This window comes from Psychrobacillus glaciei, from assembly GCF_008973485.1.
In the GTDB taxonomy this organism is placed as follows: Bacteria; Bacillota; Bacilli; order Bacillales_A; family Planococcaceae; genus Psychrobacillus; species Psychrobacillus glaciei.
On sequence record NZ_CP031223.1, the window covers coordinates 2,899,591 to 2,925,888 of the forward strand.

Genomic DNA, 26,298 nt, shown 5'->3' on the forward strand with positions numbered 1-26,298 from the left:
AACGGTCATGTTAAATTATAACATAGTAGAAAGAGAGCGAGCAAAAATCACTTGGTTGGCATGAACTGCCCCAAATCACCATTTACAGCAAGGTGAAGAGCGACTTCAATATCTTCATAAGAGAAATCATCCCACTCTTCAGATTTTTTCCATCCATTTCCCTCAAATTCTTTCACTATAGGGATTAATAAATAAGGAGAAGGTGAGTTTTTATCAACCTCTGTCATCTGTCTCCACATCTTTCTATACTCTTCTTTTACAATTCCTTTCGCTGAAAAAACAGGATTTTCTCTCGTACCTTTTACTAGAAAGTAGAACACACTTGTATAATATGTCTCCATTCTTCCGAAGCCCCCAACGCTTTCATCCAGCAAAACATCTTCCATACTTAATAATGCCCCCATTGTTTCTTGCATCGGATGAAGTAGCTCCCATGCATACGTAAAAGGCTCAAAGCTCATGATCGCAAAGTAACCATCCGCAATTGTATCCAGTTTATATGCGATTTTTGATTGAACTAAATCCTGATTAAAACGAAACTCTATCTCCAGTCCATCCTCAATCGCTCCCAATTCTAATCCTTGTTTTTGTAATGACTGAATCAGGTTTTGGAGTTCTACTGGAAGATCTTCTTCATTTTCTAAAATGCTGTTCAAACTGTATAATCCATCTTCATTGTATACGGTTAGCTCATCGTTATAATCTTTCAGTTTTTCATTTGCATATAATTTTAAACTATTTATGCTTGAATAGTACTTTTTGAAAAACTCTATTGTTTCTGCTTTATCTAGTTGTTCTTGCTTTTCTATTTCTTCAACCATCTCTGAAGGAAGTATTAATTCGTTCAATAAATCAGTAACTCGAGAGTCAACATCGCCTATAACTATATTAGAGAAATATCGGTTACTTCTTGGATCAATAATAAATTCATAATTACTATCTGCTAATGAAATAAAATCAATCTTTGAAAACTCATCTTCCGAAAGATTCAACAGTTTTCTTCTTTTTTCTCGCTCTATGGGATATTGTTCTTTAAGTTTCTCAATATATTGCTCTGCTACAATTTGCGCCTGTTTATCTCCCCTATTTTCACCTTGTTGAACTTCACTTTGGAAAATATAGAAAGCACTCAAAAGTCCCATTACAAATATACTTGCAATACTGACCGTCAAAACGGAAAGAAGTCTCCATTTTGACTCTTTTTTGATTGGCTCCATTTTTAAAGAAACTTCTTTCTCTTCAATTTTATTTAATACTTCATCCACGTCGAAATTAGAAGGTACTCTTTCATAGGATGATTTCAATAAATCTATTCGTTCTTCTAGTTGTTTATCGTCCATGTTTTGCACCTCCGTTCTTTGAAAGTATACTTTTTAGTTGTCCTTTTGCTCGGAGTAATCTAGTTTTGATTGTAGTAAAGGGGACGTTTAAAATATCCCCGATTTGTTCGTATGATAATTCATGAAAATAGAACAGGATAATTGGGTGTCGGTACTTTTCATCGAGTGACTGGATTGCATAATGCAGTTCTCTATCTTCCTCAAAGACAAGTACTTTATCTTCTGCTGATTTGGTTGAATATTTCATCCCAAATTCATTACTTATTTTTTCTTCCTTTTCCTTCTCTTTTGTTTCTTTTCGGTAATAGTCCCTCGTTGTATTTAATGTTATTTTGTATAACCATGTAGAAAACCGCTCACGCTCGAACTGATGTAAAAAACGATATAACTTTACAAACACTTCTTGTGTGACATCAGGTATATCATTTACTTTCACGCCACATTGAAATGCAAACTTTTCAACCGTTCGATGGTGGTTTTGAATGAGCTCTGTATAAGCAACTTTGTCTCCTTGCTGCGCTCGCTCGATAAGTTCATATTCTGACATTGCTCCCCCTCGCTCTCTCTATGTATGGGTGATACGAAAGATCGTTCAATTATGTTTCACATTTACGCATACATTTTCATAAAAACCTTGTGTACAATAAGACAGTCCTTCAAAAGGAGGAATTACCATGGAAGAAAGAGATCATTTTGGATCGAAGATAGGTTTTATATTAGCAGCTGCTGGAAGTGCAATCGGATTAGGCGCGATTTGGATGTTCCCTTATATGGCAGGAACAAACGGTGGTAGTGTGTTCGTAATACTATTTATCGTATGTACAATTTTAATTGGGTTACCTATTCTACTTGCAGAATTTATTATTGGAAGAAAAGGGCAAGCCGATCCTGTTAGTGGATTTAAGAAACTTGCTCCAGGGAAGCCCTGGTTTTTAATCGGATGGTCCGGATTTATCTTTTCATTTATCATACTATCTTTTTATAGTGTTGTTGGAGGTTGGATTTTATCTTATTTGATAAGAGCTATTACATTTAGCTTGAATGGAACGAGCGAAACGTTCTATGAAGACCTTTTTAATACAGTTATCTCCAATCCTTTGGAAGTTTTAATAGGACAAGGTGTATTCATCTTTTTAACCATTTGGATAGTATCTGGCGGGATAAAAAGTGGGATTGAGAAGACTAGTAAATGGATGATGCCCCTACTTCTTATATTTTTTGTTGTATTAGCAATTCGTTCCTTAACACTAGAGGGGGCTATGGAAGGAATTAAGTTCCTCTTTGTGCCTGATTGGTCCTACCTCAATTGGAAAACTGCATTAGTTGCCTTAGGTCAAACATTCTTTTCTTTAAGTGTCGGTGTTTCAGCAATGATTACATACGCTTCCTACCTACCAAAAGAGACGAAATTAGGTAGTTCAGCGCTCAGTGTATCTTTACTCAATATTGGGATTTCGATTATGGCTGGTCTTGTTATTTTCCCTGCTGTATTTGCCCTTGGATTTTCTCCTGATTCGGGTCCTGGGTTAGTATTTATCATCTTACCAGCGGTATTTAAGCAAATCCTATTTGGGCAATTTTTCTTGATTTTATTTTTTATATTGTTACTACTTGCAACACTCACTTCTTCTATCAGTATGTTAGAAATTGTTGTATCCATTGGGATCAAGTCAAAATATGATCGTAGAAAACGTGCTGCATGGGTATATGGGATCTATATCTTTATAGTGGGTATTCCAAGTGCTTTATCTTTTGGTGTACTTTCTAATATACACATTTTAAGCATGTCCATTTTTGATTTTGCAGACTTCATCACCAGCAGCTTTGGGTTACCACTTGGCGCATTGTTTATCTCCTTATTTGCTGGATATGTACTATCAAAATCGGAACTTTCTAAAGAGTTAAAGCTAAATACGTTTCTTTTACATGCATGGCATATCATCGTTCGTTATGCTGCTCCAGTCGCAATTATTATCGTATTTGTCCAAGGAATAATTAAAGTATTTTTCTAAAAATTTCTACTCGTTTCTTCAATAAATGATGTTCTAAAAATTTTGTGCTATAATATATTAATACATTAAGACTTCGTTGAAAGGATGGATGTAATAATGAAAAGAGAACTACACTTACAATTACGTCAATTAAGAGAAGAACGCAATATTTCTTTAGAAACACTTGCACTAAAAACAAGAATCGGTACTGGAAAGCTTGAGGCTTACGAAGCTGGCAATGAAACCCCTTCCGTACAAACACTACTTAAATTGTCCAATGCATTAGAAGTACCAGCTTCTAATCTATTAGACGGCCTACAAAACGCATAAAAGCTTTCGGTTTTTACACCGAAAGCTTTTTCTTTTTAGATGATGGATTTCATCTCATACTTCAAAGCGATTAATTTGTACGAAATTTCCACACACTTTTCGAGTGGAATCCACTGTTCAAATGAATGTTCATAAATAGTTTGAATTCGTTTGGCTAGGTCAGAAGGGTGATCAATCATTTGTAAATCTGCAACGACATCTGCCGCTTCTGCATCATAACTATCGATACCTATTTCAAATGGGTCCCATTCCTGTAATGTCCAAACAGCTTTTCGATTCATTTCAATTGAGTCCATAAATTTTCACCTTACTGTTTTTATTCGTTAGAGTTATAATAACATAATAATCTTAAATTGAAAGAGGTAATTAATTTGTCTGATTTTACAACTGTTTACCAAAGACGTAATACCCATTCGGTAAAATGGGATTCAGTGGAAGAAATTTATTCAATCCCAGATGCTTCCCAAGTACTTCCGATGTGGATTGCAGACATGGATTTTGCAATACCCTCTCCCATTATCGATGCATTGCACCAACGATTAGAGCACCCTGTTTTCGGATATTCTTTGGCACCCGAAGAAACAAAAGCAGCGCTTACTAACTGGTTACTAAAAAAGCATCAATTAAAAATAGAAAATAAATGGATTTTGTTTCAACAAGGTGTGATTCCTTCCATAGCAGCGGTTGTTGAAGCTTTTACAGAAGTAGGAGACAAAATCCTTATACATACACCCGTGTATCCCCCATTTACTAGTATCCCTGAAAAACTTGGGAGAGTTGTAGAAACTTGCCGACTTGTCGAAAAAGATGGCTCATTAGAAATTGATTTTGATGCATTTGAAGCAAAATTAAAATCAGGAGTAAAAGCATTTATCCTCTGTAGCCCACATAACCCCGGCGGAAAAGTGTGGAGTAAGGAAGACTTAACTAAAATAGCAACATTATGCCAAAGTAATAATGTTTTAGTTTTATCGGATGAAATTCACTCAGATTTAATTTTTAAACCAAACAAGCATATTCCAATATTATCGGTAGCGGAAAATCCTAATAATGTTATTTCGTTCTTTGCTCCTACCAAAACGTTTAACTTAGCAGGTATTCAAGCAGCAACAATTATTGTTCCAGATGAACAGAAAAGAAAAGTACTAGAGGAACAAGCTTTGGCACGTGGACAAATGGAATTGAGTATTTTCTCATTGACTGCTTTCCAAGCAGCTTATGAACATGGGGAAGCTTGGCTGGAAGAACTTTTAGAAATTGTATCTTCTAATATGGATTTTGTGGTGGATCAATTAACGTCTAAAATAGATGGAATAAAAGTGAACAAACCGGATGCTACGTATTTATTATGGATTGACTATCGTGACACCGGTTTATCTGAAAAAGAAATGATGGATCTTCTTTTATCAAAAGGGAAGCTGGCACTAGAACCTGGAACAAAATACGGGGAAGCTGGAAATGGCTTTTTACGTATGAACGTTGCATGTCCAAGATTGACAATAGAAGAAGGAGTCGCGAGATTTATAAAAGCTTTAACATAAGTAAAGCCTCATAATAAAAGGATTCAACTCAGCTTTGAGTTGAATCCTTTTCCAATTGTTCTTTTTTCGCTTGCATTACTTTTGTTTCTATTTCTCTAGCTTTCTCTGCATCTTTATTAGACTTTTTTATTAACCATCTAAATAATAGGACGCAAACTCCTATGAGTGCTAGCAATTCAATCACTACAGGAATATATTCTGTTTTATCTTCTGGAAAGTACAGATATAAAAAGCCTAGCTGTAAAAAATGGAACATCCCAACACTTCCCTACTTATTTTTGCACGATTTCTATCGAATCAATCTTAATATCTTCTAATGGTTTGTCATGTGCATCTTTTTCCGCTGCTGCGATTTGGTCGACAACATCCATTCCATCAATAACTTGTCCAAATACAGTGTGCTTCTGATCCAATTGTGGAGTTCCACCAATTTTTTCATATGCTTCCGCAATCTCATCCGGCCAACCTTTTGATTTCAATTGTTCTACAGTAGCAGGTGCCTCCGATGCTTGGACGATAAAAAATTGACTTCCGTTTGTATTGGGACCAGCATTAGCCATTGAAAGAGCCCCTCTAAAATTAAAAAGGTTCATAGAAAATTCATCTTCAAATTCATTGCCGTAAATACTTTCTCCACCCATTCCAGTTCCTGTTGGATCTCCACCTTGAATCATGAAATCCTCAATTACGCGATGGAAAATAATACCGTTGTAATAACCGTTTTCTGCATGTGTTAAAAAGTTTTCAACTGTTTTAGGTGCAAGTTCAGGAAATAACTTAATTTTTATTGCTCCCTTTGATGTGTTCATAATAACTAATGCTTCGTTGGAAGCAACTTCTGTTGAAAGTTGTGGATACATTGCTTTCTCTCCTTCTTGTGCGTTTTTTTTGTCTTTTGTCTTTTCTACACTTGTTTCTGTTTCACTCTCTGTTGCCGGAGCATCTTTTTGCATTTCAGTAGTTTTTTTCCCGCACGCACTTAAGCTCAATACAGCAATTATTAAAAATACAAAAATAATTTTCTTCATGAATCATTCACCCCAAATTAGTTTAACATAATGAAAAGTGTTTTTCAGTGAAAAAGTATCTAACTTTCTTAGCTTCACGAAATGTCCTATAATAAGGAGAACTAGAAAGTACGCATCAAATAGAAAGAAGGGATTTCGATGAGCGTACAGAAAAGAAATTTTACGATTATGTTTTTTTCCAACTTTTTAGTATCTGGAACGATGACGATGATTATGCCGTTTTTATCTTTATATATTAAAACAATGGGTGACTTTTCGGATGCATATACCCAAAAATGGGCAGGTTTAATATTTGGGGCTACTTTTGTTTCGGCATTCATTATGTCTCCTATATGGGGAAGAGTGGCGGACAAATATGGGTACAAGCCTATTCTCATTATAAATGGTTTCGGCATAGCCATCAGCGTACTTTTAATGGGATTCGTTCACTCCGTGGAAGCTTTTTTTGTGCTTCGCTTATTTATGGGTATTGTTACTGGATTTATCCCTACTTCACTCGCATTTATTAGTTCACAAACTCCTAAAAATATTGCCGGAAAAACAATGGGAACTCTTCAAATGGGTAGTGTCTCTGGAACTTTATTTGGTCCAGTAATTGGTGGTTTCTTAGCAGATACGTTTGGATTTCAATATACGTTTATCATTACATCAAGTGCTGTAACAGCAGCAGCAATACTTGTTATTTTCGGTGTGAAAGAATTGAGAAGAGAGAAGAAAAAAGGGGATCACGAATACTCACGAAGAACGGTTATTTCGGGTATTTTTCATCACCGTTTAATATTAAATGTGTTAATGATCACTACCCTTATACAAATCGGTTTATTTAGTATTCAACCACTCTTATCTTTGTACGTTTCTCATTTAACAAATTCCAATGAAGTCGCTTTCCTCGCGGGAATAACTTTTAGTGCAACAGGAGTAGGAAGCTTATTATTTGCAAGAGTTTGGGGAAAACTAGGCGATTCAATTGGATACGAAAAAGTGTTATCTGCACTTCTTATAATTGCTTTCGTTTTCATTGTTCCAATGGCTTTTGTAACTGATTTATGGCAACTAATTGGTCTCCGACTTCTATTTGGTATTGCTTCGGGTGGACTAATTCCTATTACAACTGCACTTATTAGAAGAGAAGCACCTATCGAAGTACAAGGTGAATTAATGGGCTATAATACAAGTTTTCGGTTTTTAGGAAATATTATTGGACCTATGTTCGGTGGATTCATCAGTGGATATATCGGAATTTCTTCCGTTTTCTATGTAACTGGCGCTTTATTTCTAATTGCATTTTTTATCATTTATTTTGCAAGAAAAAAACCCACCCAAGATTTTGAAGAGGTATTATTAGAAGAAGAAGAACTGCACGAAAAAACAACTAGTTCATAAGGAATTGGAGTCAAAAAAATGCGCCAAGTAATAGGGTTTTTACTCGTCATTATATGCTTACCGATGATATGGATATTGTACTCCTTCATCCATTCTGAATTGTTGTCGGCATCTTCCTTTCAAGATGATTTAGCTCAGTCCATTCAACTCTCTAGTCCTACTTTATCTTCTCCTGTTATTTTATTAGATGAAAATGACCATATTTTTTCGGAGGATTATGTGGAATGGAGAAATCCACTTCCACTTCAGTCCATCCCTTTGTTTGTACAAGAGTTGTTCATTCAAAGTGAGGATGTTGAATTTTACAACCATGTTGGATTTAATTTTAGTGCGATTTTTCGCGCCTTATTTGCCAATGCTACCGCCAACGCAAAAGATCAAGGAGCGAGTACGATTACCCAACAATTAGTAAGGCTTCGATATTTATCGACCGAAAAGACATATGAAAGAAAAGTAATCGAACTTGTCTATGCTTATGAATTGGAAAAGCAAGCTACAAAAGAAGAAATATTAACAAACTATTTAAATGAAATATATTTTAGTAACCAAGTATACGGAATCGGTGCAGCTGCAACGTATTATTTTGGCAAACCATTAAACAAGTTATCTGAAGCAGAGCTTGCCTTTGTGAGTGCAATTCCAAACAACCCAACAATTTATAATCCTCTAGAACATTTTGAAGCTACAAAAAAACGGCAAGAATTGCTCATAGATGTATTAGTGAAGAATGAAAAAATACCTAAAAAGCATGGAGAAGCATTAAAAGCCGAGCCCATTGTTCTACATACAAAATCAAAAAAACAATTGTTCCCTGCTTATAGCACGTATGTGTTAGAAGAATTAAAAAATCTTATCTCCAATAATGAAGACTACACTGAAAAAATGAGCACAGCCCAAAATGAGCAGCAAAAACTTATTTTTGAAAATGAACTGCAATCGAAAGTAAACGAAATTATTGCACAAGGAGTTACAATTCACACGGCTCTGAACCCAGTTAAACAACAAAACGATGAAAAGTATATAAACCAATTACTATCTAAAACACCTGACTTGCAAGCTGCATCGGTTGTCATTAACAATGATACGCGCGAAATTATTAGCCTATTTGGTGGAAAAGATTATAAAAAGTTCGATTTCCATCGTGCTTATCAAGCAGTTCGACAACCAGGATCAGCACTTAAACCATTACTGGTTTATGCACCCGTGTTTGAAACAACAACACTTACTCCAAACAATACGATTAATGGTGGAAAACTATGTATAGGTAATTATTGTCCAAAAAACTATGGTGGAGCAGTATATGGATATGTAACCATTAAGCAAGCATTCCGTTTAAGCCATAACACCCCAGCTGTTCGATTGTTAGAAACTGTAGGAATTGACAATGCTTTTGCTAAACTAAGTCAGTTTCAATTTGACCATATAACAAAAGAAGACCATTCGTATGCTGCTGCATTAGGTGGATTAACAAATGGCGTTACTGTATTAGAAATGGCGGATGGCTACACTAGTTTTATAAACGGCATGTATAAACCTGCTCATGCAATTCGCAAAGTAACCGATACAAGTGGGAAAGTTTTATATGAATGGAATGAAGAAAAAACAGAAGTTTGGTCTCCTAAAACGGTCCAAACAATGAGAGGATTACTTGCTGATGTTGTACAAAATGGGACAGGCAAAGGGATAACTATTTCCTCTCCTTATGTAGGTGCCAAAACTGGAACTACAAATGATTTTCATGACTACTGGATCGCGGGACTTTCAGGTAGGTATACATCTGCTGTATGGATAGGTTATGATATGCCTCAGAATATGAAGCCAATTGAATCGAAAAAGATTCATCATGCAATCTTCAATGAAATTATGACGAACGAATAAAAGAAGCTACGAATCCGTAGCTTCTTTTATTTTAGATATAATCACTACTTGCTAAAAAGTAGGCAGGTAAAATTTAGCTACACATACCTTTATGGGAAGCATACATTTTAGTGCCCCATCATCATAGTTGCATCCGGTTTCTCTTCATCATTATCCTCTTCCTGATCGTCCTTCAAACGCGGTTTGCGCAGGGTTAGACTCATGAGTATACCAAATGCAGCTATACAAGAGGTAAGAAAGAAAATATCGCCGAACGCAGATGCGGAACTTTGGGCCAAGTTAGCGTTAGCTCCTGCTTCAACCATATGGTGAGTTGTTCTAGAAGTTAAGAAACCTGTTAATCCAGCAATTGCGAAAGACATCACGACTTGCTGAGTAGCTGTTGTAAGCGGTGTTATCCGACTAACAAGTTTACGAGGAGCGGAATTTAATACATGTGTATTAAGTGCCATCATCGATAATCCCATACCGGATCCCATCATAGCTAGCGGCAGCATCAATGTAGTCCTAGTGCTGTCAAGGTCGATTTTAGATAATAAGAATAAAGCAGTTGTTATAATAATTAATCCAACAAAAGCTAACGGACGAGCCCCTACTTTATCAAATAGCTTCCCTCCAATTGGCATAAATACAACAGAAGCAAGTGCCATCGGAAGAGTTGTTAATCCGCTTTCCAATGGTGTATAACCTAGCAGATTTTGCAAGAACAAAGGAACCATCAGAATGGAGCCCATTAGCGCAACTTGAGAAATCCAAGTTAAGATTACACCTCTTGTGAAATCAGTTGAACCAAATGCACGAAGCTCAAGAAGTGGTTGTTTCTGACGAAGTTCCACGAAAATAAACAAAGCAAGTGCGACACCACCAACGATTAATCCGGTTAATGTTCTTGTAGAAGTCCAATCCGAACCACCTTCACTCATACCGAACGCAAGCATGGAGAAGGCAATCGGTGCCAATATCATCCCCCAAACATCAAGAGCTGGGGTTTTATGTCGCTCAATAGTTGGCAAATACTTCAAACCAACTAATAATGCTGCAATTCCGATTGGCAGGTTAATAAGGAATATCCAGTGCCATGATGCAATACCAATAAGCCAGCCTGACAAAATTGGGCCCGTTGCAGGTGCAAGAAGCATAGGAACTCCAAGCATAGCCATTACAGATCCCCTCTTATCAGGAGGAGAAAGTTTAAAGATCATAGCCATTCCTATAGGTGAAACCATTCCGCCGCCAAGTCCTTGAATAACACGGAAAAGAACGAGCTGTTCCGATGTCTGAGCGAGAGAACAAAGAACCGAGCCAACTGTGAATAAAGCAATTGTCGTTAGAAAAACTTGCTTTGCCCCGAACTTATCAGTTAACCAGCCAGCAAGCGGAATAACTGCCGCAAGGGATAGCGTATAACCAGTTATTGTCCATTGGATCGTTTTAAGCGAAGTATCGAAGTATGCCTGCAGATTGGGAATTGCGACATTAACGACCGTGCTATCCAGAATAACCATAATCATCCCTATAATTACGGCCATAAGAGGCAGAATAAGTGCCTTTACTGAAAACTCCGGCTGTGGTGCTTCCGAAGCAGTATTTTGTGTTGACATAAGTTAATTCCTTTCCTTGACCAGATGTGATGAACGTTTTACTATTGACCTATAGTTTTTTTATAAAACTACAGAGTCAAACGTTACTTTTATATTCTACTTTTTTTCACTTCAATGTCAAATATTTTTTAAAAGGAGAAAAACCTTGAGCATTATCAGACAAAATATTATAGAATCTGCTACACGACATTTTTCAGAGAATGGCTTTGCAGCTACTTCCATTCAAGAAATTGCGGATGACTGTGGAATTGCCAAAGGGTCCTTATATAAATTTTTCCAATCTAAAGAAGATTTATATATAGCTTTTCACGATTCGCAACAGATGGCTATGTACACCAAAATCGAAAACATTCGAGCTGATGCAACTCTAAACTCGCGGGAGGTATTTATTCTCGAAACCGAATGTCATTTCGAATTTTTCCTAAATAATAAATTTATTATGCATGATATTAAAAAAATGAACACCTCAAAAGGACATTTTGCCCCGTACTTTCTTCGTTTAAGAGCAAATCACCTAAAATATAGTAAGGAGAGCTTGACTCGATTTTTGGGAGAAATAGTGCACCCTAATATTTGGGATTTAGTTGTCATGTATAACGGGATCGCAAGGGAATTTATTTTCCTTGTACTATACGAAAACAAACCGCTGAATAGCAGAAATATTGCGGTTTATATCGCTGATCGAATCGAAGAACTAGCCGAATGTATCGTACAGAAGAAAACAAAGCCGATCTTGCAAAATTCTTTAATGGACAACTATATGAAATATGAGATAGCAGAAAAATCAATTCCAGTCGAAGAATATCGAACAAGTTTGCTTGGAAACTTATTATCCACCGTTAAAGAGCTTCCTATAACAAATTTCCGAAAAGTGGAGCTAAGCGATGCGATAGCTTTGCTTCAGGAGGAACTTAAAAAAGAGGCACCTAAGTCCATTCTTATTCATGCTTTGCTGGACTTTATTGGAAAAGAGCATGAACTGAATAATATCGTTAGTCAATTAAAAAGATACGTCTAATGATTAGCTAATTATTCCTAATAACATATGTGAACTAACTAAAGTTAACCAACAAATTATATTTTAGAAATAGTGCGCAGTATGCCTCTGCGCTTGAAGCACCTTACATGAGCCAACTCGTGCTATGCCCGAGTGGGTCTCATCCTTCGGCTCATGCGGCCAGGCGCGCTCCGGCACTAAGTATCCTCATTTTCTAAAAAAATCCAATAAATGAATGAATGAATGAGACAAAACAGGTGATGAACGCGATATACTACCCTTTGAAAGCGACAAAACCTATTCCGAGCGCGACAAACATCTCTTGATAAATCCTTTACTTGACATGAGATGCGCCTATTAATAGTGCACTATTTCAAAGTTGAGCATATGCCTTAATATTGTAGGATAATCGCACTGATTAGTTAGCAAACTTCTTAATATTGGAGCGGCAGGTGGCGACTCCAGACAGAGGCCAACAGGATGTTGGTCACGAAGGCGTTGCCACACGATGTGGCGCTCTTAGCCTTCGTTCCTCGGAGATAGATGAGCCATCACAAGCGGCGCTAATGCGACGGTGCTGGCTCATCGCTCCCCCACGGAAAGCGGAAATCCTAGCGGTTAATAAGTCGCTTATCCGTCTATGTCTTGTTACAGAAATGGTAAGCTTGCCATGACCCCATTATATAGTTTAATAATTACATAGATTACTAATGCTAAAAAAAGGCTCCAAACTAGTATCTCGAACATGATTAAACCAACTGTCCCTAGCATACTCATCGAACTGCTCAACTTAAAGACGACATAAACGAAATAGATGAAAGCTGTCGATAGAAAGACTAGAAGCAATATTGGAAGGGATTGAAATCCAATAGCCGAAATAACCGATCCTACGAAAAAAATGACATAACCGCCTCGTGCTTGGGAAATGGTTTTTCCCTCTAAATCTTTCGAGAAGAATAACATTCCCAGCTCATGAATTGTTTCAGCAATTAGTTTTAATGCAGAAAAAAGCATAAAATAAATGAGTGCAAAAATAATGAGTAAGAATAATTTTAACTCTAGTTCTGAAAGAAATTCTCTCATTCCGCTATATACACCAATAACTTTGAAGAGATCTAATGCTTTATTCATTGTCAAAATAGAAATAGATAAACTGAATAATAATATGGTAATTAAGGGTAAAAATCCAAACACATATGGGTTTTTCATAGCCGCTCCTCTAACTCTATTCTTTCTTATTTAATAGTTAAGAAAGCTTTTCTTTATCATATCGGAGAAAAGGGGCATTCTGCAAGTAGCGTTCAACCTTTCGCCATGCAATTACTCCATTTTTACGTTATAATTTTAGAGATGCATTTAAATACATACTTTTGAAAGGAGGATTCAATTGCCCTTAGTTTTCGCAATATTCATGCCTATTGTTGTTGCACTGGTGATTCCTTTTCTATTTAAGAAAATTTCAAGCATTCATACAGGATGGTTTGTCTTAATCGTTCCTGTAATCCTCGTTTGTTTTTATGCGACGTACATACCTTCTATTATGGGTGGAACCACTCATATGGACGTCCTTCCTTGGATTCCATCCCTTGGAATCTCATTTGTTTCATACATAGACGGATTGAGTTTACTCTTTTCCTTACTAATTACGGGTATTGGAGCATTAGTTGTGCTTTACTCGATTTTTTATTTGGATAAGAAAAAAGAAAAGCTTGGTAACTTCTACGTATACTTATTAATTTTTATGAGTGCAATGCTAGGAGTCGTTCAATCGGACAATTTAATCAGCTTGTACTTCTTTTGGGAATTAACGTCCATATCCTCTTTTCTTCTAATTGGCTATTGGTATACGAGAGATCGCTCTCGTTTTGGGGCCTTAAAATCAATGATGATCACGGTATTTGGTGGCCTTATGATGCTGGGAGGTTTTTTAATTCTTGGAATCATTGGAGACACTTTTTCTATTCGTGAACTGATTGCACAAGCGCCAACCCTTGCTGGACGAGATCTTTTTGTATTGGCACTTGTACTAGTGTTACTTGGAGCTTTTACAAAATCTGCACAGTTCCCATTTTACATTTGGTTGCCTGATGCCATGGAAGCTCCTACTCCCGTTAGCGCATATTTACACTCCGCAACAATGGTCAAAGCAGGATTGTATTTAGTCGCACGTTTTACTCCTATTTTCGCATTTTCTGAAGTTTGGGTTTGGCTTGTAACTGGAGTTGGTATTCTCACACTATTTTGGGGTTCTTTCTTTGCAATCAAACAAACAGATTTAAAAGCGATACTTGCTTTTTCTACAGTTAGTCAGCTTGGTTTAATCATGTCCCTACTAGGAATTGGCTCAGTTGCTTATCATGTTACTGGTGATTTAGTAACTACATTTACATTTGCAACGTTTGCAGCAATTTTTCATCTTATCAATCATGCAACTTTTAAAGGGAGTTTGTTCATGATTGCGGGGATAGTGGATCATGAAACCGGTACAAGAGATATCCGAAAACTTGGCGGTCTTATGAGTTTAATGCCTATCAGCTTTACGATTGCATTAATCGGAAGCTTGTCAATGGCAGGAGTTCCACCGTTTAACGGATTTTTGAGTAAAGAAATGTTTTTAGATGCTGTTCTCAATTTACAACATTTTGATCTTTCCGCAATGGAATCTTGGGGTATTTTGTTCCCTATAGTTGCGTGGATTGCAAGCGTATTTACATTTGTTTATAGCTTGTATTTTGTTCTCCATACATTCCGTGGAAAACATAAACCGGAGCAGTTACCAAAAGCTGCCCACGAAGCACCAATAGGAATGCTTATATCTCCTGGAATATTAGCTACACTTGTCGTAGTTATATTCTTTGTCCCAAATTTTGTTGGACGTACATTTATTAAACCGGCAGTAGCAGCCATTCAACCTTTAGCTTACCAAGTTCCAGCAGATGTTGGATTTACGATTAAAGCTTGGCACGGGTTTCACTCCACTGCATTATATATGACGCTTGGAATATTTTTAGTTGGTTTTATATTATTTAAAACGATTCCAAAATGGTCTCCAGTTTATGAAAAGCTTCCATCTAAATTTACGTTAAATAATATGTATGAGGGATTGACCCGACTTACAGAAGGAGGAGCTAATCGTTTCTCATCTATTTATATGACAGGCTCTATTCGCTCCTACTTTGTATACATGTTCACTGCAATCATTGTATTGCTTGGTGGAACGATGTGGCTAAAAGATGCATTCACTATTAGTTTGGACAACCTAGCACCTATTCGTTTCTTTGAAATACTAATTTCCATCATTTTAATCGTTAGTACTGTAACTATTTTGGTTACTAAGTCAAGATTAACTGCGATAATCGCACTTGGAGCAGTAGGCTACACAGTTGCCTTGTTCTATATACTATTTAAAGCCCCTGATCTAGCTTTAACACAATTAGTAATAGAAACAGTTTCTGTCGCTTTATTTTTAGGTGCATTTTATCATTTACCGAAAATGAATACACATGAAAAAGGAATAGAAGATCGTGGTTTCCGTTTAGGTAACTTTCTTATCGCTCTTGGAGTAGGTGTGATGGTTACATTAATCGCTATTTCATCGCACTCTCAAAAACTTATTCCTTCCATCTCTCAGTATTATAAAGATACTGTTTATACAGAGGCTGGTGGTAAAAATATCGTCAACGTCATTTTAGTAGATTATCGTGGATTTGATACATTGTTCGAAATAAGTGTATTGACGATTGCATCACTTGGAATTATTGGAATGATTACTCTGAGGCTTGCAAAAAAGAAAGGAGATAGAAAAGTTGAAAACAAATGATTTAATTATTCAAACGACTACCAAAGTAGTTTTTTTCATTATTTTTCTATTCTCCATTCATATCTTTTTTGCAGGGCACTATGCACCAGGCGGAGGATTTGTTGGGGGATTATTAATGTCAAGTGCCATCATTTTATTACTACTTGCATTTGACTTAAAAACGGTGAAAGAAATGCTGCCAGTGAACTACACAGTCGTGACCGCAATTGGATTGTTAACCTCCCTCGCAACGGCAGCTGGTTCTATTTTCTTTAATGTTCCTTTCTTTACGCATGTATATAGCGATTTCAACTTACCGCTTCTTGGGGTAACGTCGATTCATACGGCAATGTTTTTTGATACGGGTGTTTACTTAGTTGTTGTCGGAGTCACAATGACCATTATTCAAATGATCGGAGGAGATGAATAATGGAAATATTAATGTCCATTTTAATCGGCTTTCTTTTCATGGCTGCCGTTTATTTAATCCTTTCCAGAAGCTTGCTTCGCATTATTATCGGCACTGGCTTGTTAAGTCACGGAACACATCTCTTGCTTATAACAATGGGCGGTTTAAATGGAAAAGCTGCTCCCGTATTAACAGACGGAGTTACCGACTATGTCGATCCAATTCCACAAGCTTTAATATTAACGGCGATCGTAATCAGTTTTGGCGTTACTGCCTTTTCTTTAGTGCTTGCCTATCGTACATACAAGGAACTTGGTACAGACAATATGGAATTAATGAAAGGAACAGAAGACAATGATTAATTTATTATTATTTCCAGTCCTCATCCCGTTCCTTTTTGCAGCTATTTTATTGTTTTTCCCGAAAAAAGTGAAAGCTCAGCGAATAACTGTGATGATTGGACTCTTATTGGCACTAACATCAACAATAGCGCTCTTAATAAAAGTAAAATCAGATGGCGTTCAAACACTTACACTAGGTAGCTGGGCTCCTCCATTTGGAATCACGATGGTTTCGGATATGCTCTCTGTATTATTAGTAACATCTTCCCTTATCATTGCACTATTCGTTGTCTGGTACAGTTTTACTTCTATTGGAGAGGACCGGGAGAAGGCATTTTACTACCCTGCAATTATGTTCATGTTAACTGGCGTAAACGGTGCTTTTACTACAGGTGATATTTTTAATATGTTCGTCTTCTTTGAGGTACTGTTAATGTCTTCTTATGTACTCATCGTTTTAGGGGGAGAAAAAGGGCAATTAAGAGAATCTATTAAGTACATACTTGTGAATATCGTGTCCTCTTCCCTTTTTGTTATTACGGTAGGGTACTTATATTCCGTTGTGGGTACATTGAATATGGCTGATATTTCTATCAAACTTGCGGAAATTGGTCAAGCAGGTATTATCACCGTAATAGCTGTACTGTTCCTCATCGTATTTGGTATTAAAGGCGCTATCTTCCCTCTGTTCTTTTGGTTACCAGGGTCATATGCAGCCCCACCAATGCCAATACTCACTCTATTTGGGGCGTTATTAACTAAAGTAGGAGTTTATGCGATTATACGGACGTATACATTGTTCTTCACAACTGATATTGGATTTACTCATGAACTTCTCATGATTATTTCTATCATCACAATCATTGCAGGATGTATAGGCGCACTTGCTTACTTCGATGTAAAGCAAATTATTATTTATAATATTGTTATAGCGGTTGGTGTCATATTATTTGGAGCATCTATTATGAATGAAAATGGGATGCTTGGTTCTATGTTTTATTTAATCCATGATATTTTAATAAAAGGTGCATTATTTTTATTAATTGGTATAGTGATCAAAATTACCGGCACATCCGATTTGCGTAAAATGGGTGGACTTATGAAACGTTACCCAACATTAGCATGGAGTTATTTAGTTGCAGCGTTTGGACTTGCTGGGATTCCTCCTTTAAGTGGATTTTTAGGCAAACTTTTAATTGTCCAAGGGGGGATTGAAGACGGTCATATTTGGCAAAGTATTTTCATTCTTGCTTCTAGCTTAGTCGTTTTACTTTCCGTCATTCGTATTTTCATCTATGCATTCTGGGGTGAAGAGAAAGTTGTACAGGAGATTAGCCCAAAAACGTATCGTCATTTATTAGCTCCGACAATTTGTTTAGTTGTTATCACAGTTTTATATGGGGTTGGTTCAGAATTTGTAGTTCCATTTATGAAGGACGCAACTACCGTATTACTAGACCCTGCCGTATATACGGATGCAGTATTTAAAGGGGTGAAATAATGGCTTTTCAAATATTATTAAATGTAGTAATCGCTCTAACTTGGATGTTTTTATCCGTATCATTTAAACCAACAACGTTTATCGTAGGCTATTTACTTGGATTATTAATGCTGTGGATGCTACGAAAATCTTTTTCTTCCAGATTTTATTTGGATAGAATTTGGGCAGTTATTAAGCTCGTTATTTTATTTTTAAAAGAGCTAACATTATCAAATATCGCCGTTTTGCTGTTAATCATTAAACCGAAAATGCCAATTCGTCCAGCTATATTTGCAATGCCTACTGTCCTTGAAAAAGACTGGGAAATTACACTATTGTCCAGCCTTATCACACTAACACCAGGCACAATTGTCATTGATATTTCGGATGATAATAAAACTCTTTATATTCATTCGATTGATTTTGATAACGTAGATGATGCCATTAATTCCATTAAAAACACGTTCGAAAAGGCAATATTGGAGGTGAGCAAATCATGACTACTTTTCTTTGGGTAATCGTCGTACTTATTGGCATTTCACTTTTAGGTTTTTTATATCGCCTTGTGAAAGGACCTACAACTCCTGACCGTGTAATTGCCCTAGATGCTATTGGGGTTGGGATAATCTCGTTGATCGGGCTCATATCCATCCTTTTTGATACAGGATATTTCTTAGATGTTATTTTGCTCTTAGCGATTCTTTCCTTCATTGGAACTGTTGCTTTTTCTAAATTCACGGAGAAGGGAGTAATTATTCAACGTGACCGTAATAGCTAATATTCTTATCATTGCTACGATTTCTTTTGGAACAATCTTTATCTTAGTAACTGCAATTGGGTTAATACGTCTTCCGGATGCGTATTCACGAGCACATGCGGCATCAAAAAGTGCGACACTTGGTGTCATGAGTATTTTACTCGGAGTTTTTTTTCACTTTTGGTTGAATGAAGGAAGCTTTAACTCTCGTATTTTACTTGGAATTGTCTTTCTTTTTGTCACTGGACCAGTTGGAGGCCATATGATGGGTAGGGCTGCTTATATTTCTGGAGTGAAAATGTGGGATAAATCTGTACGAGATGATCTTGCAGAAGTTGTAAAGAAAAAAAGAGAACTTGAAAAATAATAAAGCTTTTGCAATCCGCAAATACTGCGGTTGCAAAAGCTTTTGTTTTTTAGTAATAACCACCATTATAATAAGTTGGGTATTGGTATGGATAAGGTTGATAAACAGGATAAGGTTGGTAAACTGGATATCCTCCGTATCCGTATCCTCCGTATCCTCCAAATCCCCCTACTAATGAAGAACCTACAAGACCTCCAACTAAGCCCCCTACAAATGGACTTCCGAAGCCGCCGAAACCGAAACCAGGACCCCCAAATCCAAAACCGCGACCTCTAAAACCTCCACCTCCAAAACCACGACCTCCAAAACCGGGACCTCTAAAACCACCCCGAAATCTAACCATACTTCTCCTCCTTTCCTCTCAGTGTATTCCACTTGGGAAAGTGAGCCTGTGCGTTTGCCCTACTCTTCTTCTGCCATTCGTTCAATCAGCGTTGCAAGCGTTCGAACCATTACACCTGTTCCGCCTTTAGGACCGAAATCATGAGCAGACTTTGTATCAGATGTTCCAGCGATGTCTAAATGAATCCATGGTGTATTCTCTACAAATTCTCCAACAAATCCACCACCAAAAATCATATGGCCATCTCCGCCTGGTGAATTATTAAGATCCGCAACATCACTTTTACGAATACGTTTTTTATCATTTTCAGTTAAAGGTAATCTCCATGTAAATTCACCCGTTTCGATGGAAGATTCCATAAACGTTTCAAAAAACGCTTCATCATTTGTTAATGCGCCAGTTTTATCGTATCCAAGTGCAGTTATGACTCCTCCAGTTAATGTCGCAACATCCACTATATAGTCGGCACCTTGTTGTTTTGCATATGTTACTGCGTCGGCTAAAACTAAACGACCTTCTGCATCAGTATTTAAAATCTCAATTGTTTTACCGCTCATAGATGTAATGACATCATCTGGTTTAAAAGCATTTCCAGATATCATGTTATCAGTAGATGCAATAACTGCGAGTACGTTTTTGTTTGGACGAAGCTCTCCAATAATTTGCATTGCACCTAGTACAGCTGCTGCGCCACCCATGTCCCCTTTCATCCCAACAATACCTGTCTTCGTTTTAATAGAATAGCCACCGGTATCAAATGTGATGCCTTTCCCTACTAAAGCAACTACATCTTCCCACTTTTCGGTTGCTTGATACTTTAATACGATTAATCGTGGTTCTTCAACAGATCCTTGGTTAACAGCGAGAAGAGCCCCCATGCCAAGTTCTTCAATTTCTTTTTTACCTAAAATTTCTGTTTCGAACTCATATGTATTACCAAGTTCTCTTGCGTATTCCCCTAATTGCGTAGAGGTAAGTACGTTTCCAGGAGTATTCACTAATATTCTAGCTTCATTTACAGCATCAGCATAAATAGTTCCTACTTCAAAATAAGAAACAACTTCTTCCTCATCTTCATTTGTTAATAGTTCAATAGCTGATAAATAATAATCGGGAACATTAGAAGTTGTTTTGTAACCTTCATAAGTGAAAGAACCCATACCAAGCCCTTCAGCTGCCAAATAAGCTACATCAGCATCCAAGATAGTTTCTGTTGTGAAGGAAGGAACCCAAATTGCTAATGATTCTGGCTTGCTTGTTAAAAGTTCTTTTCCAACCAGACCAAAAATTTCGCGGATATTCTCTTGTGTTAATTGTTTACGATCTCCAATTCCAACAAAAAGAATTCTCTTAACACCATCTTTATTTGCAACAGGTACTTTTACAATCTTTTTAAGATCAGAAGAAATATCCCCGCTCTTCAACCAATCCATAATATGTGCGCCAAAACTTTCTAAGAAATCGCTCCAATTGCTTGTATTTTCTACATGTTTGGAAACAGCGACCACCAATGTTTCGGATTGAATTTCCTCGAATAAAACAGCATTTGTACTAATAATCATTATTTTTCCTCCTAGTAATTCGGATACATATTAATTATATAGGAAGAAGATACATTTTTCGAATAGTTTGAATGTGTTATACTAGTCTTACTGAATATTTAAGATGAAAGGCGGTGTCTACTTTGGCAATCCTCCAAAATACTCCATTATTGGCGGCACTTTTTTCTATTTTCTTTGCCCAGTTTGTGAAAATTCCGATTCATTTTTTAATGACAAAGAAACTAGATTGGAAATTATTCACTTCCACCGGTGGAATGCCTAGTTCTCACTCAGCTGCTGTTACTTCGCTTTGTACTGCAATTGCATTTGAATCAGGCTTAGATTCTCCACTTTTCGCAGTGGCTACCGTTTTTGCTGTAATCGTCATGTTTGATGCTACTGGTGTCCGTTTTCAAGCAGGACAACATGCCATAATCATCAATCAAATGCGGGCAGATTTTCAAACATTTGTTGAGCAAACAAAGGGATGGGCACAAAAGAAAAATGAGGATAAGATGAAAGAGTTAAAAACCTTGCTAGGTCATAAACCAATTGAAGTTTTAATGGGAGCACTTACAGGTATTGCAATTTCAATTGTCATATATAACACTTTGGTATAAGACAAACGAAAGCGACCTTAAAGTACTCCTTGTCATTACCAATTCTCGAGTGTATGATATTGCTCTCGCTTAACCAAGTGAGGGCTCTCGTTTTTTACAAATCTTTTTTCTAAGATGTAACATCTATATAAAAGACAGTTATAAAAAAATAAACAGAAAAAGGATAACTCTTTAGCGGAGTTATCCTTTTTCTTTTAGAACATTTGATATCCATTTTTACGAAGATATTTCATCACAAAGCCAGCTGCAATTGCTCCCACTAATCCACTAGATAATATGATGATATCCGCAGCATGTAGAGAAACAATTTTATGCCCTAAAGCAGAAAACGCAGTTCCTGTTTTCGTAAAGTAATCAAAAAAGCGTACCTCATCAATAATGAGAATTACTACTATTGGATAAAGAACTGCCATAAACCAAGTCATTCGTAAAAGCATATTCAATAAGAAGGCGATTCCGAAAAACATCACAAAAAATATAAGAACTGAAAGTATCATTTGTACGATCATAAAGTCCATAATCTATTACCTCCGTAGCATCTTTAAATAGTTTACCTTAACGGAGGCTAGTATTCAATGTACTTGTTCAATTTCACTTATTTGTCATAATCAATTACACCTTGGCTTAAAAGGCACTGTGTGTGCATATGCACCTAAATAAAGTTACCGTCTTTTTTTGCCTGATCCATTGCAACAACTGCAAGTTTCAGATCCCCCTAATCTTAGTTGAAAATAACCTTCTCCCTTACAGTATGGACAATGATTTGGATTTACTTCCTTTTTAGATCTCATTCTAAACGCCTCCAATTGTATTTTTAATATTCAGATAATATATCATATAATTTATTTTTTGTAAACAAAAAACACAAAAAATATTTTTGTGTTTTTTCTACTACTATTGAGAAAAGTGCAAGCGTCCTTTAAGTTTAACCGGTTTTCACCAATTTCCAAGTGCTTTGGACTAAACATTGGCTACACTATTAACGAAAACCATTATGGAGGATGTTTGTCCGTCGCCCTCTTGAAATTTTTAGAGACACGGTGCATTAGGTTTGGTTAATGAGAGATTATATACTTTCCTATTCTTTTAAAAGCGGACGAAGATGCAATTTCGTCCGCTCAGCGCTTCTATAATAATAGATACTACCCATTTCTTTCAGGTTCCACCACCTCAGATCATTTGCCCGCTAATTCATGGTTATTGTGTACGGTAAAAGTAATAAATAAATAGCATCAAGCCATTATAAGATTATAGTGAATACTAGATTTCTAGTATTTCTATTTCATTTACATTCTTTTAAAAAAAGAGTTTATAGCTACTATAACCGAATACATCCCCTGGATTAATGCCTTCTATTGTGTGAAAACCCTCTTCTATTTTCTTATGAGCCAGTTCTTGAATCAAGACAGAGGCATTTTCATCTAATCTTAATGATTCTGGATGTATCCACTGTACTTCGTATAGTTCAGAAAGTTGTGCTTGTATGATTGGGTCTTTTTCTTTTGGAGCAAGTAAAAAAATAGCCATATTATCGCTGATTTTATTGTGAATAACTCCACTTCTAAAGCCAATCATTTTTTCCACTTTACACTCAACACCTGTTTCTTCCTTCACTTCTCTCAGAACTGCCTCATCTATCGTTTCATCTTTGTTTACAAATCCTGCTGGAAATGACCAACTTCCATGAAGTCCACCATATCTTTTTTTAACAACGAGCCACTCTCCTCGATGGTTTACAACAAGACCTGCTACTCCTAGCCAAATACTTCCTCTATCTTCTCTAGCCATATAAATAACCCCTTTAAAAAAACTCTCACTGTAATTATTCATACAGTGAGAGCTTAAAGTAATTAATATAAATTATAAAGTGAATTTACCTTTTTTCAACAGCAGTGGAACTCCACCGATCATGTAAAGCGCACGGTTATCGATAACTTTTTTCATGATAGATGCTTTTGTTCCAGTAATTTTTTTACCCATTACATCACCAATTGCATCGTGTTCTCCTAGAGAGCATACTGTCCCTTTAAGAGCAGGAACGAATTCTTCTGTTTCATTCCCTTTAATAAGAGCGACAATATTTTTTGCAATCGTTACTGCTTGTTGCATTGCAATTTGTGCAGTTGGAGGATACGGACGGTTAACTTCTTCATTGATCATAAGTGCGCAGTCACCAACGATGAATACATCTGGGAACCCAGGAGCACGCATATCTTTTTCTACTTTAACGCGAGCACGCATGTTTTCAATACCTGAAGATTCGATTAGACGATTTCCACGAACTCCAGCTGCCCAAACAACTGTACCAGCTTTGATAAATTCAAATTCGTCTTCACCTTTTTTAATATTAACGCCTTCTGGAGTCGCTTCCACTACTGGTGTACCAATAGAGAATTCAATTCCTTTAGACTCTAATTGTCTTACAGCATATTCTACTAATGCTGGATCAAAACCTGGAAGCACCATTGGAGCAGCTTCGACGCAAACTACGCGAACTTTTTCTTTTGGCACATCGTATTCTTTGCAAAGTTCAGGAATTCGATTTCCTAATTCACCTAAAAACTCAATACCTGAGAATCCAGCTCCACCTACAACGATTGTTAAGCGTGCATCATCACGAACTTCTTCTGTTGACCATGTTGCAAATTGATATTCAATATGATCGCGAATTTGACGAGCTGCATTCACATTAGCAATAGAAAGTGCATATTTGTCTAAGCCAGTAATTCCGAATGTTTCACCTTCAAAGCCTAAACCAATTACTAAGTAGTCATATGTAAATTCACCAGCACTAGTAGCAATTTTTTTGGTATTTACATCAATCGCATCAACTGTTGCTTGCACAAATTTTACTTTGCTAGAATTTATAACATCTTTTACATCGTAACGAACTTGGTCAGGTCGTAATGTACCAGCAGAAGCTTCATGCAACCAAGTAGATTCATAATGGTAATCATTTTTGTTTACTAGAATAATATCTGCATCATCTGCACCTACTAGCTTTTGAAGGTTAACTACTGTAGTTAATCCACCATATCCTGCGCCTAGTACTAGAATTGTCGGTCTTTTCACGAAGATCGCAACCACCTTTAATATATTTTTTAGAAGACCCCCATGATAAGCAGGGCTCGTTCTTTGCCCTGTTTACGACAAAAAACCCTTAATTCTTATATTAGACCTTTTATCACATGATTTCAATACATACTTACGGTATTATTAAGGTTTGAATTTACAGATAACTCCACATGAAATACTTATTATAACTAAGAAAAATTAGCAGTTCTCCGGGGTGCCTTCTTTTTTTGCAGTTCTAAACGAAGAACCACAGCCACAAGAGGCGATTGCGTTGGGATTTTCGATGGTAAATCCACCGCCCATCAGCGATTCCTTATAATCTATTGTAGTTCCATTTAATATAGATCCATCTTCTGTAGAAACTACTATATCGATACCATGTTGATGAAGTGCTAGATCATCTTCTTGTTTTTCTTTTTCAAAACTCATGCCGTAAGAAAGACCGCTACACCCACCACCATTTACTGCAACACGAAGCATGGAGCCCTCTTCTCCGTTATGCGTCATCATTTCTTTTACGCGGTATGCTGCCGCTTCAGATAGGATTACAACTTCAGTCATCTGAATCACCATTCCTTCCTTTTATATATCATATCAATATTTTTACCTTATAGACAAGGAATACTACCTACAAAATCTGTGCCATTGGCGGAAACATTTACTTCATTTAGGTAAGTATAAATGTTTAATGAATGAAGATAATTACTTAGCATTCAACTTATCTATCAAGTATAATAGAACTAGTTAGTTATTGGGTGAAAAGAGGTTTAATAATGGAATTATCTCCTTATTATCAAAAAGATATGGAATGCTTACATTGTAAAAAGAAATTTAAAACGACAAAAGTACGAACTAAGTTTGTTAAAGTGGAAGCAAATGAAACAGACTTTCAACCTATCTACCAAAACAACGAAATAAATCCACTTCTCTATAATGTATTCGTCTGTGAGCATTGCGGTTTTTCATTCACAGAGGATTTCACAAAATACTTTACCCCTGGAGTGATAGAGATAATCCAAAAAGAAGTTGCAAATAAATGGGTACCCCATTCTTTTGGAAATGAAAGGACTATTGAAGAAGGAATTATGGCATATAAATTAGGCATTCATAGTGGATCCCTAAAAAAAGAAAAATTTATCAATTTAGCTGGGCTAGCATTACGGACTGCTTGGTTATATCGATTACAAAATAAGGAAGATCAAGAAAAACGATTCATGGAAATTGCACGTGATCGTTATTCCGATTCCTACACAACTGATGATTATAACGGAACACAAATGTCAGAAACGCGTGTCCTCTATTTGATAGCTGAATTATCTAGAAAAATAGGTGATATAGAATATGCCACACGTTACTTTTCTAAAGTAATTGAAAAACAAAGTACTTCTATTGAACCAAAAGTAATTGAAATGGCAAAAGAACGTTGGCAAGAAATTCGAGAAAGTAAAGAAAAAGAAGCCCTTCGTTAAGGCTTCTT

General features: G+C 36.5%; 29 protein-coding genes. 15 read left to right on the top strand and 14 right to left on the bottom strand.

The genetic code is table 11. From position 1 onward, the window contains the following. Positions 1–47 precede the first annotated feature (47 nt). On the bottom strand, positions 48–1,340 hold the full coding sequence (locus tag PB01_RS13600) for a hypothetical protein (RefSeq protein WP_151700694.1): 1,293 nt from the start codon (positions 1,338–1,340) through the stop codon (positions 48–50). Beyond that, positions 1,330–1,887: an RNA polymerase sigma factor gene (locus tag PB01_RS13605; protein WP_151700695.1), complete on the bottom strand. Its 558-nt coding sequence runs from the start codon at positions 1,885–1,887 to the stop codon at positions 1,330–1,332. The genes PB01_RS13600 and PB01_RS13605 overlap by 11 nt, the downstream gene beginning before the upstream one ends. Before the next feature lie 127 nt (positions 1,888–2,014). On the opposite strand from PB01_RS13605, the gene PB01_RS13610 reads away from it, so the two are divergent. Continuing rightward, positions 2,015–3,352, top strand: coding sequence for a sodium-dependent transporter (locus PB01_RS13610; RefSeq protein WP_151700696.1), 1,338 nt, complete (start codon positions 2,015–2,017; stop codon positions 3,350–3,352). A 96-nt stretch (positions 3,353–3,448) separates the two neighbouring features. Continuing rightward, complete coding sequence (locus PB01_RS13615; RefSeq protein ID WP_151700697.1) at positions 3,449–3,661, top strand: helix-turn-helix domain-containing protein; 213 nt, start codon at positions 3,449–3,451, stop codon at positions 3,659–3,661. A gap of 35 nt (positions 3,662–3,696) precedes the next feature. Here the strand turns inward: PB01_RS13615 and PB01_RS13620 are convergent, their stop codons facing one another. Further along, complete coding sequence (locus tag PB01_RS13620) at positions 3,697–3,957, bottom strand: DUF1871 family protein (RefSeq protein WP_151700698.1); 261 nt, start codon at positions 3,955–3,957, stop codon at positions 3,697–3,699. A gap of 75 nt (positions 3,958–4,032) precedes the next feature. On the opposite strand from PB01_RS13620, the gene PB01_RS13625 reads away from it, so the two are divergent. Beyond that, the gene (locus tag PB01_RS13625; RefSeq protein WP_151700699.1) at positions 4,033–5,202 is read left to right on the top strand and encodes a MalY/PatB family protein; all 1,170 of its coding nucleotides are present in this window, start codon (positions 4,033–4,035) and stop codon (positions 5,200–5,202) included. A 28-nt stretch (positions 5,203–5,230) separates the two neighbouring features. Here PB01_RS13625 and PB01_RS13630 read toward each other — a convergent pair whose 3' ends face one another. Beyond that, entirely contained in the window at positions 5,231–5,458 is a 228-nt protein-coding gene (locus PB01_RS13630) for a hypothetical protein (protein ID WP_151700700.1), read from the bottom strand. Between the two features lie 16 nt (positions 5,459–5,474). Beyond that, on the bottom strand, positions 5,475–6,230 hold the full coding sequence (locus tag PB01_RS13635; RefSeq protein WP_151700701.1) for a peptidylprolyl isomerase: 756 nt from the start codon (positions 6,228–6,230) through the stop codon (positions 5,475–5,477). Between the two features lie 138 nt (positions 6,231–6,368). Here PB01_RS13635 and PB01_RS13640 point away from each other — a divergent pair, with 138 nt between their 5' ends. Further along, positions 6,369–7,613: an MFS transporter gene (locus PB01_RS13640; RefSeq protein ID WP_151700702.1), complete on the top strand. Its 1,245-nt coding sequence runs from the start codon at positions 6,369–6,371 to the stop codon at positions 7,611–7,613. Between the two features lie 18 nt (positions 7,614–7,631). Then, positions 7,632–9,491, top strand: coding sequence for a transglycosylase domain-containing protein (locus PB01_RS13645; protein WP_151700703.1), 1,860 nt, complete (start codon positions 7,632–7,634; stop codon positions 9,489–9,491). 107 nt (positions 9,492–9,598) lie between these two features. Here PB01_RS13645 and PB01_RS13650 read toward each other — a convergent pair whose 3' ends face one another. Continuing rightward, positions 9,599–11,092 carry a DHA2 family efflux MFS transporter permease subunit gene (locus PB01_RS13650; protein WP_151700704.1) on the bottom strand — a complete coding sequence of 498 codons (1,494 nt, stop codon included), beginning with the start codon at positions 11,090–11,092 and terminating at the stop codon, positions 9,599–9,601. Positions 11,093–11,237: 145 nt separating this feature from the next. On the opposite strand from PB01_RS13650, the gene PB01_RS13655 reads away from it, so the two are divergent. Then, entirely contained in the window at positions 11,238–12,110 is an 873-nt protein-coding gene (locus tag PB01_RS13655; protein ID WP_192797356.1) for a TetR/AcrR family transcriptional regulator, read from the top strand. Positions 12,111–12,737: 627 nt separating this feature from the next. On the opposite strand, the gene PB01_RS13660 is transcribed toward PB01_RS13655, so the two are convergent. Then, positions 12,738–13,298: a DUF5366 family protein gene (locus PB01_RS13660; protein ID WP_151700706.1), complete on the bottom strand. Its 561-nt coding sequence runs from the start codon at positions 13,296–13,298 to the stop codon at positions 12,738–12,740. A 178-nt stretch (positions 13,299–13,476) separates the two neighbouring features. Between PB01_RS13660 and PB01_RS13665 the strand changes: the two genes are divergently transcribed. The 7 genes from PB01_RS13665 to mnhG are packed head-to-tail and all read left to right on the top strand — an operon-like array spanning position 13,477 to position 19,242. Beyond that, positions 13,477–15,909 (top strand): Na+/H+ antiporter subunit A, encoded by a 2,433-nt coding sequence (locus tag PB01_RS13665; protein ID WP_151700707.1) that lies wholly within the window; start codon positions 13,477–13,479, stop codon positions 15,907–15,909. After that, on the top strand, positions 15,896–16,318 hold the full coding sequence (locus PB01_RS13670) for a Na(+)/H(+) antiporter subunit B (RefSeq protein WP_151700708.1): 423 nt from the start codon (positions 15,896–15,898) through the stop codon (positions 16,316–16,318). Before PB01_RS13665 ends, PB01_RS13670 begins: the two co-directional genes overlap by 14 nt. Continuing rightward, complete coding sequence (locus PB01_RS13675; protein WP_151700709.1) at positions 16,318–16,659, top strand: Na(+)/H(+) antiporter subunit C; 342 nt, start codon at positions 16,318–16,320, stop codon at positions 16,657–16,659. The genes PB01_RS13670 and PB01_RS13675 overlap by 1 nt, the downstream gene beginning before the upstream one ends. A gap of 49 nt (positions 16,660–16,708) precedes the next feature. Continuing rightward, positions 16,709–18,139 carry a Na+/H+ antiporter subunit D gene (locus PB01_RS13680; RefSeq protein WP_404815117.1) on the top strand — a complete coding sequence of 477 codons (1,431 nt, stop codon included), beginning with the start codon at positions 16,709–16,711 and terminating at the stop codon, positions 18,137–18,139. Beyond that, positions 18,139–18,618: a Na+/H+ antiporter subunit E gene (locus PB01_RS13685; RefSeq protein WP_151700711.1), complete on the top strand. Its 480-nt coding sequence runs from the start codon at positions 18,139–18,141 to the stop codon at positions 18,616–18,618. The genes PB01_RS13680 and PB01_RS13685 overlap by 1 nt, the downstream gene beginning before the upstream one ends. Further along, complete coding sequence (locus PB01_RS13690) at positions 18,615–18,896, top strand: Na(+)/H(+) antiporter subunit F1 (RefSeq protein ID WP_151700712.1); 282 nt, start codon at positions 18,615–18,617, stop codon at positions 18,894–18,896. Before PB01_RS13685 ends, PB01_RS13690 begins: the two co-directional genes overlap by 4 nt. After that, the gene (mnhG, locus tag PB01_RS13695; RefSeq protein WP_151700713.1) at positions 18,880–19,242 is read left to right on the top strand and encodes a monovalent cation/H(+) antiporter subunit G; all 363 of its coding nucleotides are present in this window, start codon (positions 18,880–18,882) and stop codon (positions 19,240–19,242) included. The genes PB01_RS13690 and mnhG overlap by 17 nt, the downstream gene beginning before the upstream one ends. A 49-nt stretch (positions 19,243–19,291) precedes the next feature. Here the strand turns inward: mnhG and PB01_RS13700 are convergent, their stop codons facing one another. Beyond that, positions 19,292–19,585: a hypothetical protein gene (locus tag PB01_RS13700; protein ID WP_151700714.1), complete on the bottom strand. Its 294-nt coding sequence runs from the start codon at positions 19,583–19,585 to the stop codon at positions 19,292–19,294. 59 nt (positions 19,586–19,644) lie between these two features. Then, positions 19,645–21,147: a leucyl aminopeptidase gene (locus PB01_RS13705; RefSeq protein WP_151700715.1), complete on the bottom strand. Its 1,503-nt coding sequence runs from the start codon at positions 21,145–21,147 to the stop codon at positions 19,645–19,647. A gap of 122 nt (positions 21,148–21,269) precedes the next feature. On the opposite strand from PB01_RS13705, the gene PB01_RS13710 reads away from it, so the two are divergent. Then, positions 21,270–21,746, top strand: a complete 477-nt coding sequence (locus tag PB01_RS13710) for a divergent PAP2 family protein (protein ID WP_151700716.1) — start codon at positions 21,270–21,272, stop codon at positions 21,744–21,746. Between the two features lie 194 nt (positions 21,747–21,940). On the opposite strand, the gene PB01_RS13715 is transcribed toward PB01_RS13710, so the two are convergent. The 5 genes from PB01_RS13715 to PB01_RS13730 form a co-directional block, all read right to left on the bottom strand. Continuing rightward, positions 21,941–22,264 carry a YuiB family protein gene (locus PB01_RS13715; protein ID WP_151700717.1) on the bottom strand — a complete coding sequence of 108 codons (324 nt, stop codon included), beginning with the start codon at positions 22,262–22,264 and terminating at the stop codon, positions 21,941–21,943. Between the two features lie 144 nt (positions 22,265–22,408). Next, complete coding sequence (locus PB01_RS21070) at positions 22,409–22,537, bottom strand: YuiA family protein (protein ID WP_192797357.1); 129 nt, start codon at positions 22,535–22,537, stop codon at positions 22,409–22,411. A gap of 505 nt (positions 22,538–23,042) precedes the next feature. Continuing rightward, entirely contained in the window at positions 23,043–23,534 is a 492-nt protein-coding gene (locus PB01_RS13720; RefSeq protein WP_151700718.1) for an NUDIX domain-containing protein, read from the bottom strand. A gap of 72 nt (positions 23,535–23,606) precedes the next feature. Further along, positions 23,607–24,818, bottom strand: coding sequence for an NAD(P)/FAD-dependent oxidoreductase (locus tag PB01_RS13725; RefSeq protein ID WP_151700719.1), 1,212 nt, complete (start codon positions 24,816–24,818; stop codon positions 23,607–23,609). 201 nt (positions 24,819–25,019) lie between these two features. After that, positions 25,020–25,382 (bottom strand): HesB/IscA family protein, encoded by a 363-nt coding sequence (locus PB01_RS13730; protein ID WP_151700720.1) that lies wholly within the window; start codon positions 25,380–25,382, stop codon positions 25,020–25,022. 212 nt (positions 25,383–25,594) lie between these two features. Here PB01_RS13730 and PB01_RS13735 point away from each other — a divergent pair, with 212 nt between their 5' ends. Then, positions 25,595–26,290, top strand: a complete 696-nt coding sequence (locus tag PB01_RS13735; RefSeq protein ID WP_151700721.1) for a DUF2225 domain-containing protein — start codon at positions 25,595–25,597, stop codon at positions 26,288–26,290. Positions 26,291–26,298: the final 8 nt, after the last annotated feature.

Excerpts from the sequence above, each read along its gene's own strand:
- PB01_RS13630 (WP_151700700.1), bottom strand. The coding sequence starts at position 5,458 with ATGTTCCATTTTTTACAGCTAGGCTTTTTATATCTGTACTTTCCAGAA.
- PB01_RS13730 (WP_151700720.1), bottom strand. The coding sequence starts at position 25,382 with ATGACTGAAGTTGTAATCCTATCTGAAGCGGCAGCATACCGCGTAAAA.
- PB01_RS13705 (WP_151700715.1), bottom strand. The coding sequence starts at position 21,147 with ATGATTATTAGTACAAATGCTGTTTTATTCGAGGAAATTCAATCCGAA.
- PB01_RS13600 (WP_151700694.1), bottom strand. The coding sequence starts at position 1,340 with ATGGACGATAAACAACTAGAAGAACGAATAGATTTATTGAAATCATCC.
- PB01_RS13715 (WP_151700717.1), bottom strand. The coding sequence starts at position 22,264 with ATGGACTTTATGATCGTACAAATGATACTTTCAGTTCTTATATTTTTT.
- PB01_RS13615 (WP_151700697.1), top strand. The coding sequence starts at position 3,449 with ATGAAAAGAGAACTACACTTACAATTACGTCAATTAAGAGAAGAACGC.
- PB01_RS13660 (WP_151700706.1), bottom strand. The coding sequence starts at position 13,298 with ATGAAAAACCCATATGTGTTTGGATTTTTACCCTTAATTACCATATTA.
- PB01_RS13690 (WP_151700712.1), top strand. The coding sequence starts at position 18,615 with ATGACTACTTTTCTTTGGGTAATCGTCGTACTTATTGGCATTTCACTT.
- PB01_RS13675 (WP_151700709.1), top strand. The coding sequence starts at position 16,318 with ATGGAAATATTAATGTCCATTTTAATCGGCTTTCTTTTCATGGCTGCC.
- PB01_RS13605 (WP_151700695.1), bottom strand. The coding sequence starts at position 1,887 with ATGTCAGAATATGAACTTATCGAGCGAGCGCAGCAAGGAGACAAAGTT.
- PB01_RS13700 (WP_151700714.1), bottom strand. The coding sequence starts at position 19,585 with ATGGTTAGATTTCGGGGTGGTTTTAGAGGTCCCGGTTTTGGAGGTCGT.
- PB01_RS13635 (WP_151700701.1), bottom strand. The coding sequence starts at position 6,230 with ATGAAGAAAATTATTTTTGTATTTTTAATAATTGCTGTATTGAGCTTA.
- PB01_RS21070 (WP_192797357.1), bottom strand. The coding sequence starts at position 22,537 with ATGAGATCTAAAAAGGAAGTAAATCCAAATCATTGTCCATACTGTAAG.
- PB01_RS13720 (WP_151700718.1), bottom strand. The coding sequence starts at position 23,534 with ATGGCTAGAGAAGATAGAGGAAGTATTTGGCTAGGAGTAGCAGGTCTT.
- PB01_RS13645 (WP_151700703.1), top strand. The coding sequence starts at position 7,632 with ATGCGCCAAGTAATAGGGTTTTTACTCGTCATTATATGCTTACCGATG.
- PB01_RS13640 (WP_151700702.1), top strand. The coding sequence starts at position 6,369 with ATGAGCGTACAGAAAAGAAATTTTACGATTATGTTTTTTTCCAACTTT.
- PB01_RS13685 (WP_151700711.1), top strand. The coding sequence starts at position 18,139 with ATGGCTTTTCAAATATTATTAAATGTAGTAATCGCTCTAACTTGGATG.
- PB01_RS13650 (WP_151700704.1), bottom strand. The coding sequence starts at position 11,092 with ATGTCAACACAAAATACTGCTTCGGAAGCACCACAGCCGGAGTTTTCA.
- PB01_RS13620 (WP_151700698.1), bottom strand. The coding sequence starts at position 3,957 with ATGGACTCAATTGAAATGAATCGAAAAGCTGTTTGGACATTACAGGAA.
- PB01_RS13610 (WP_151700696.1), top strand. The coding sequence starts at position 2,015 with ATGGAAGAAAGAGATCATTTTGGATCGAAGATAGGTTTTATATTAGCA.
- PB01_RS13735 (WP_151700721.1), top strand. The coding sequence starts at position 25,595 with ATGGAATTATCTCCTTATTATCAAAAAGATATGGAATGCTTACATTGT.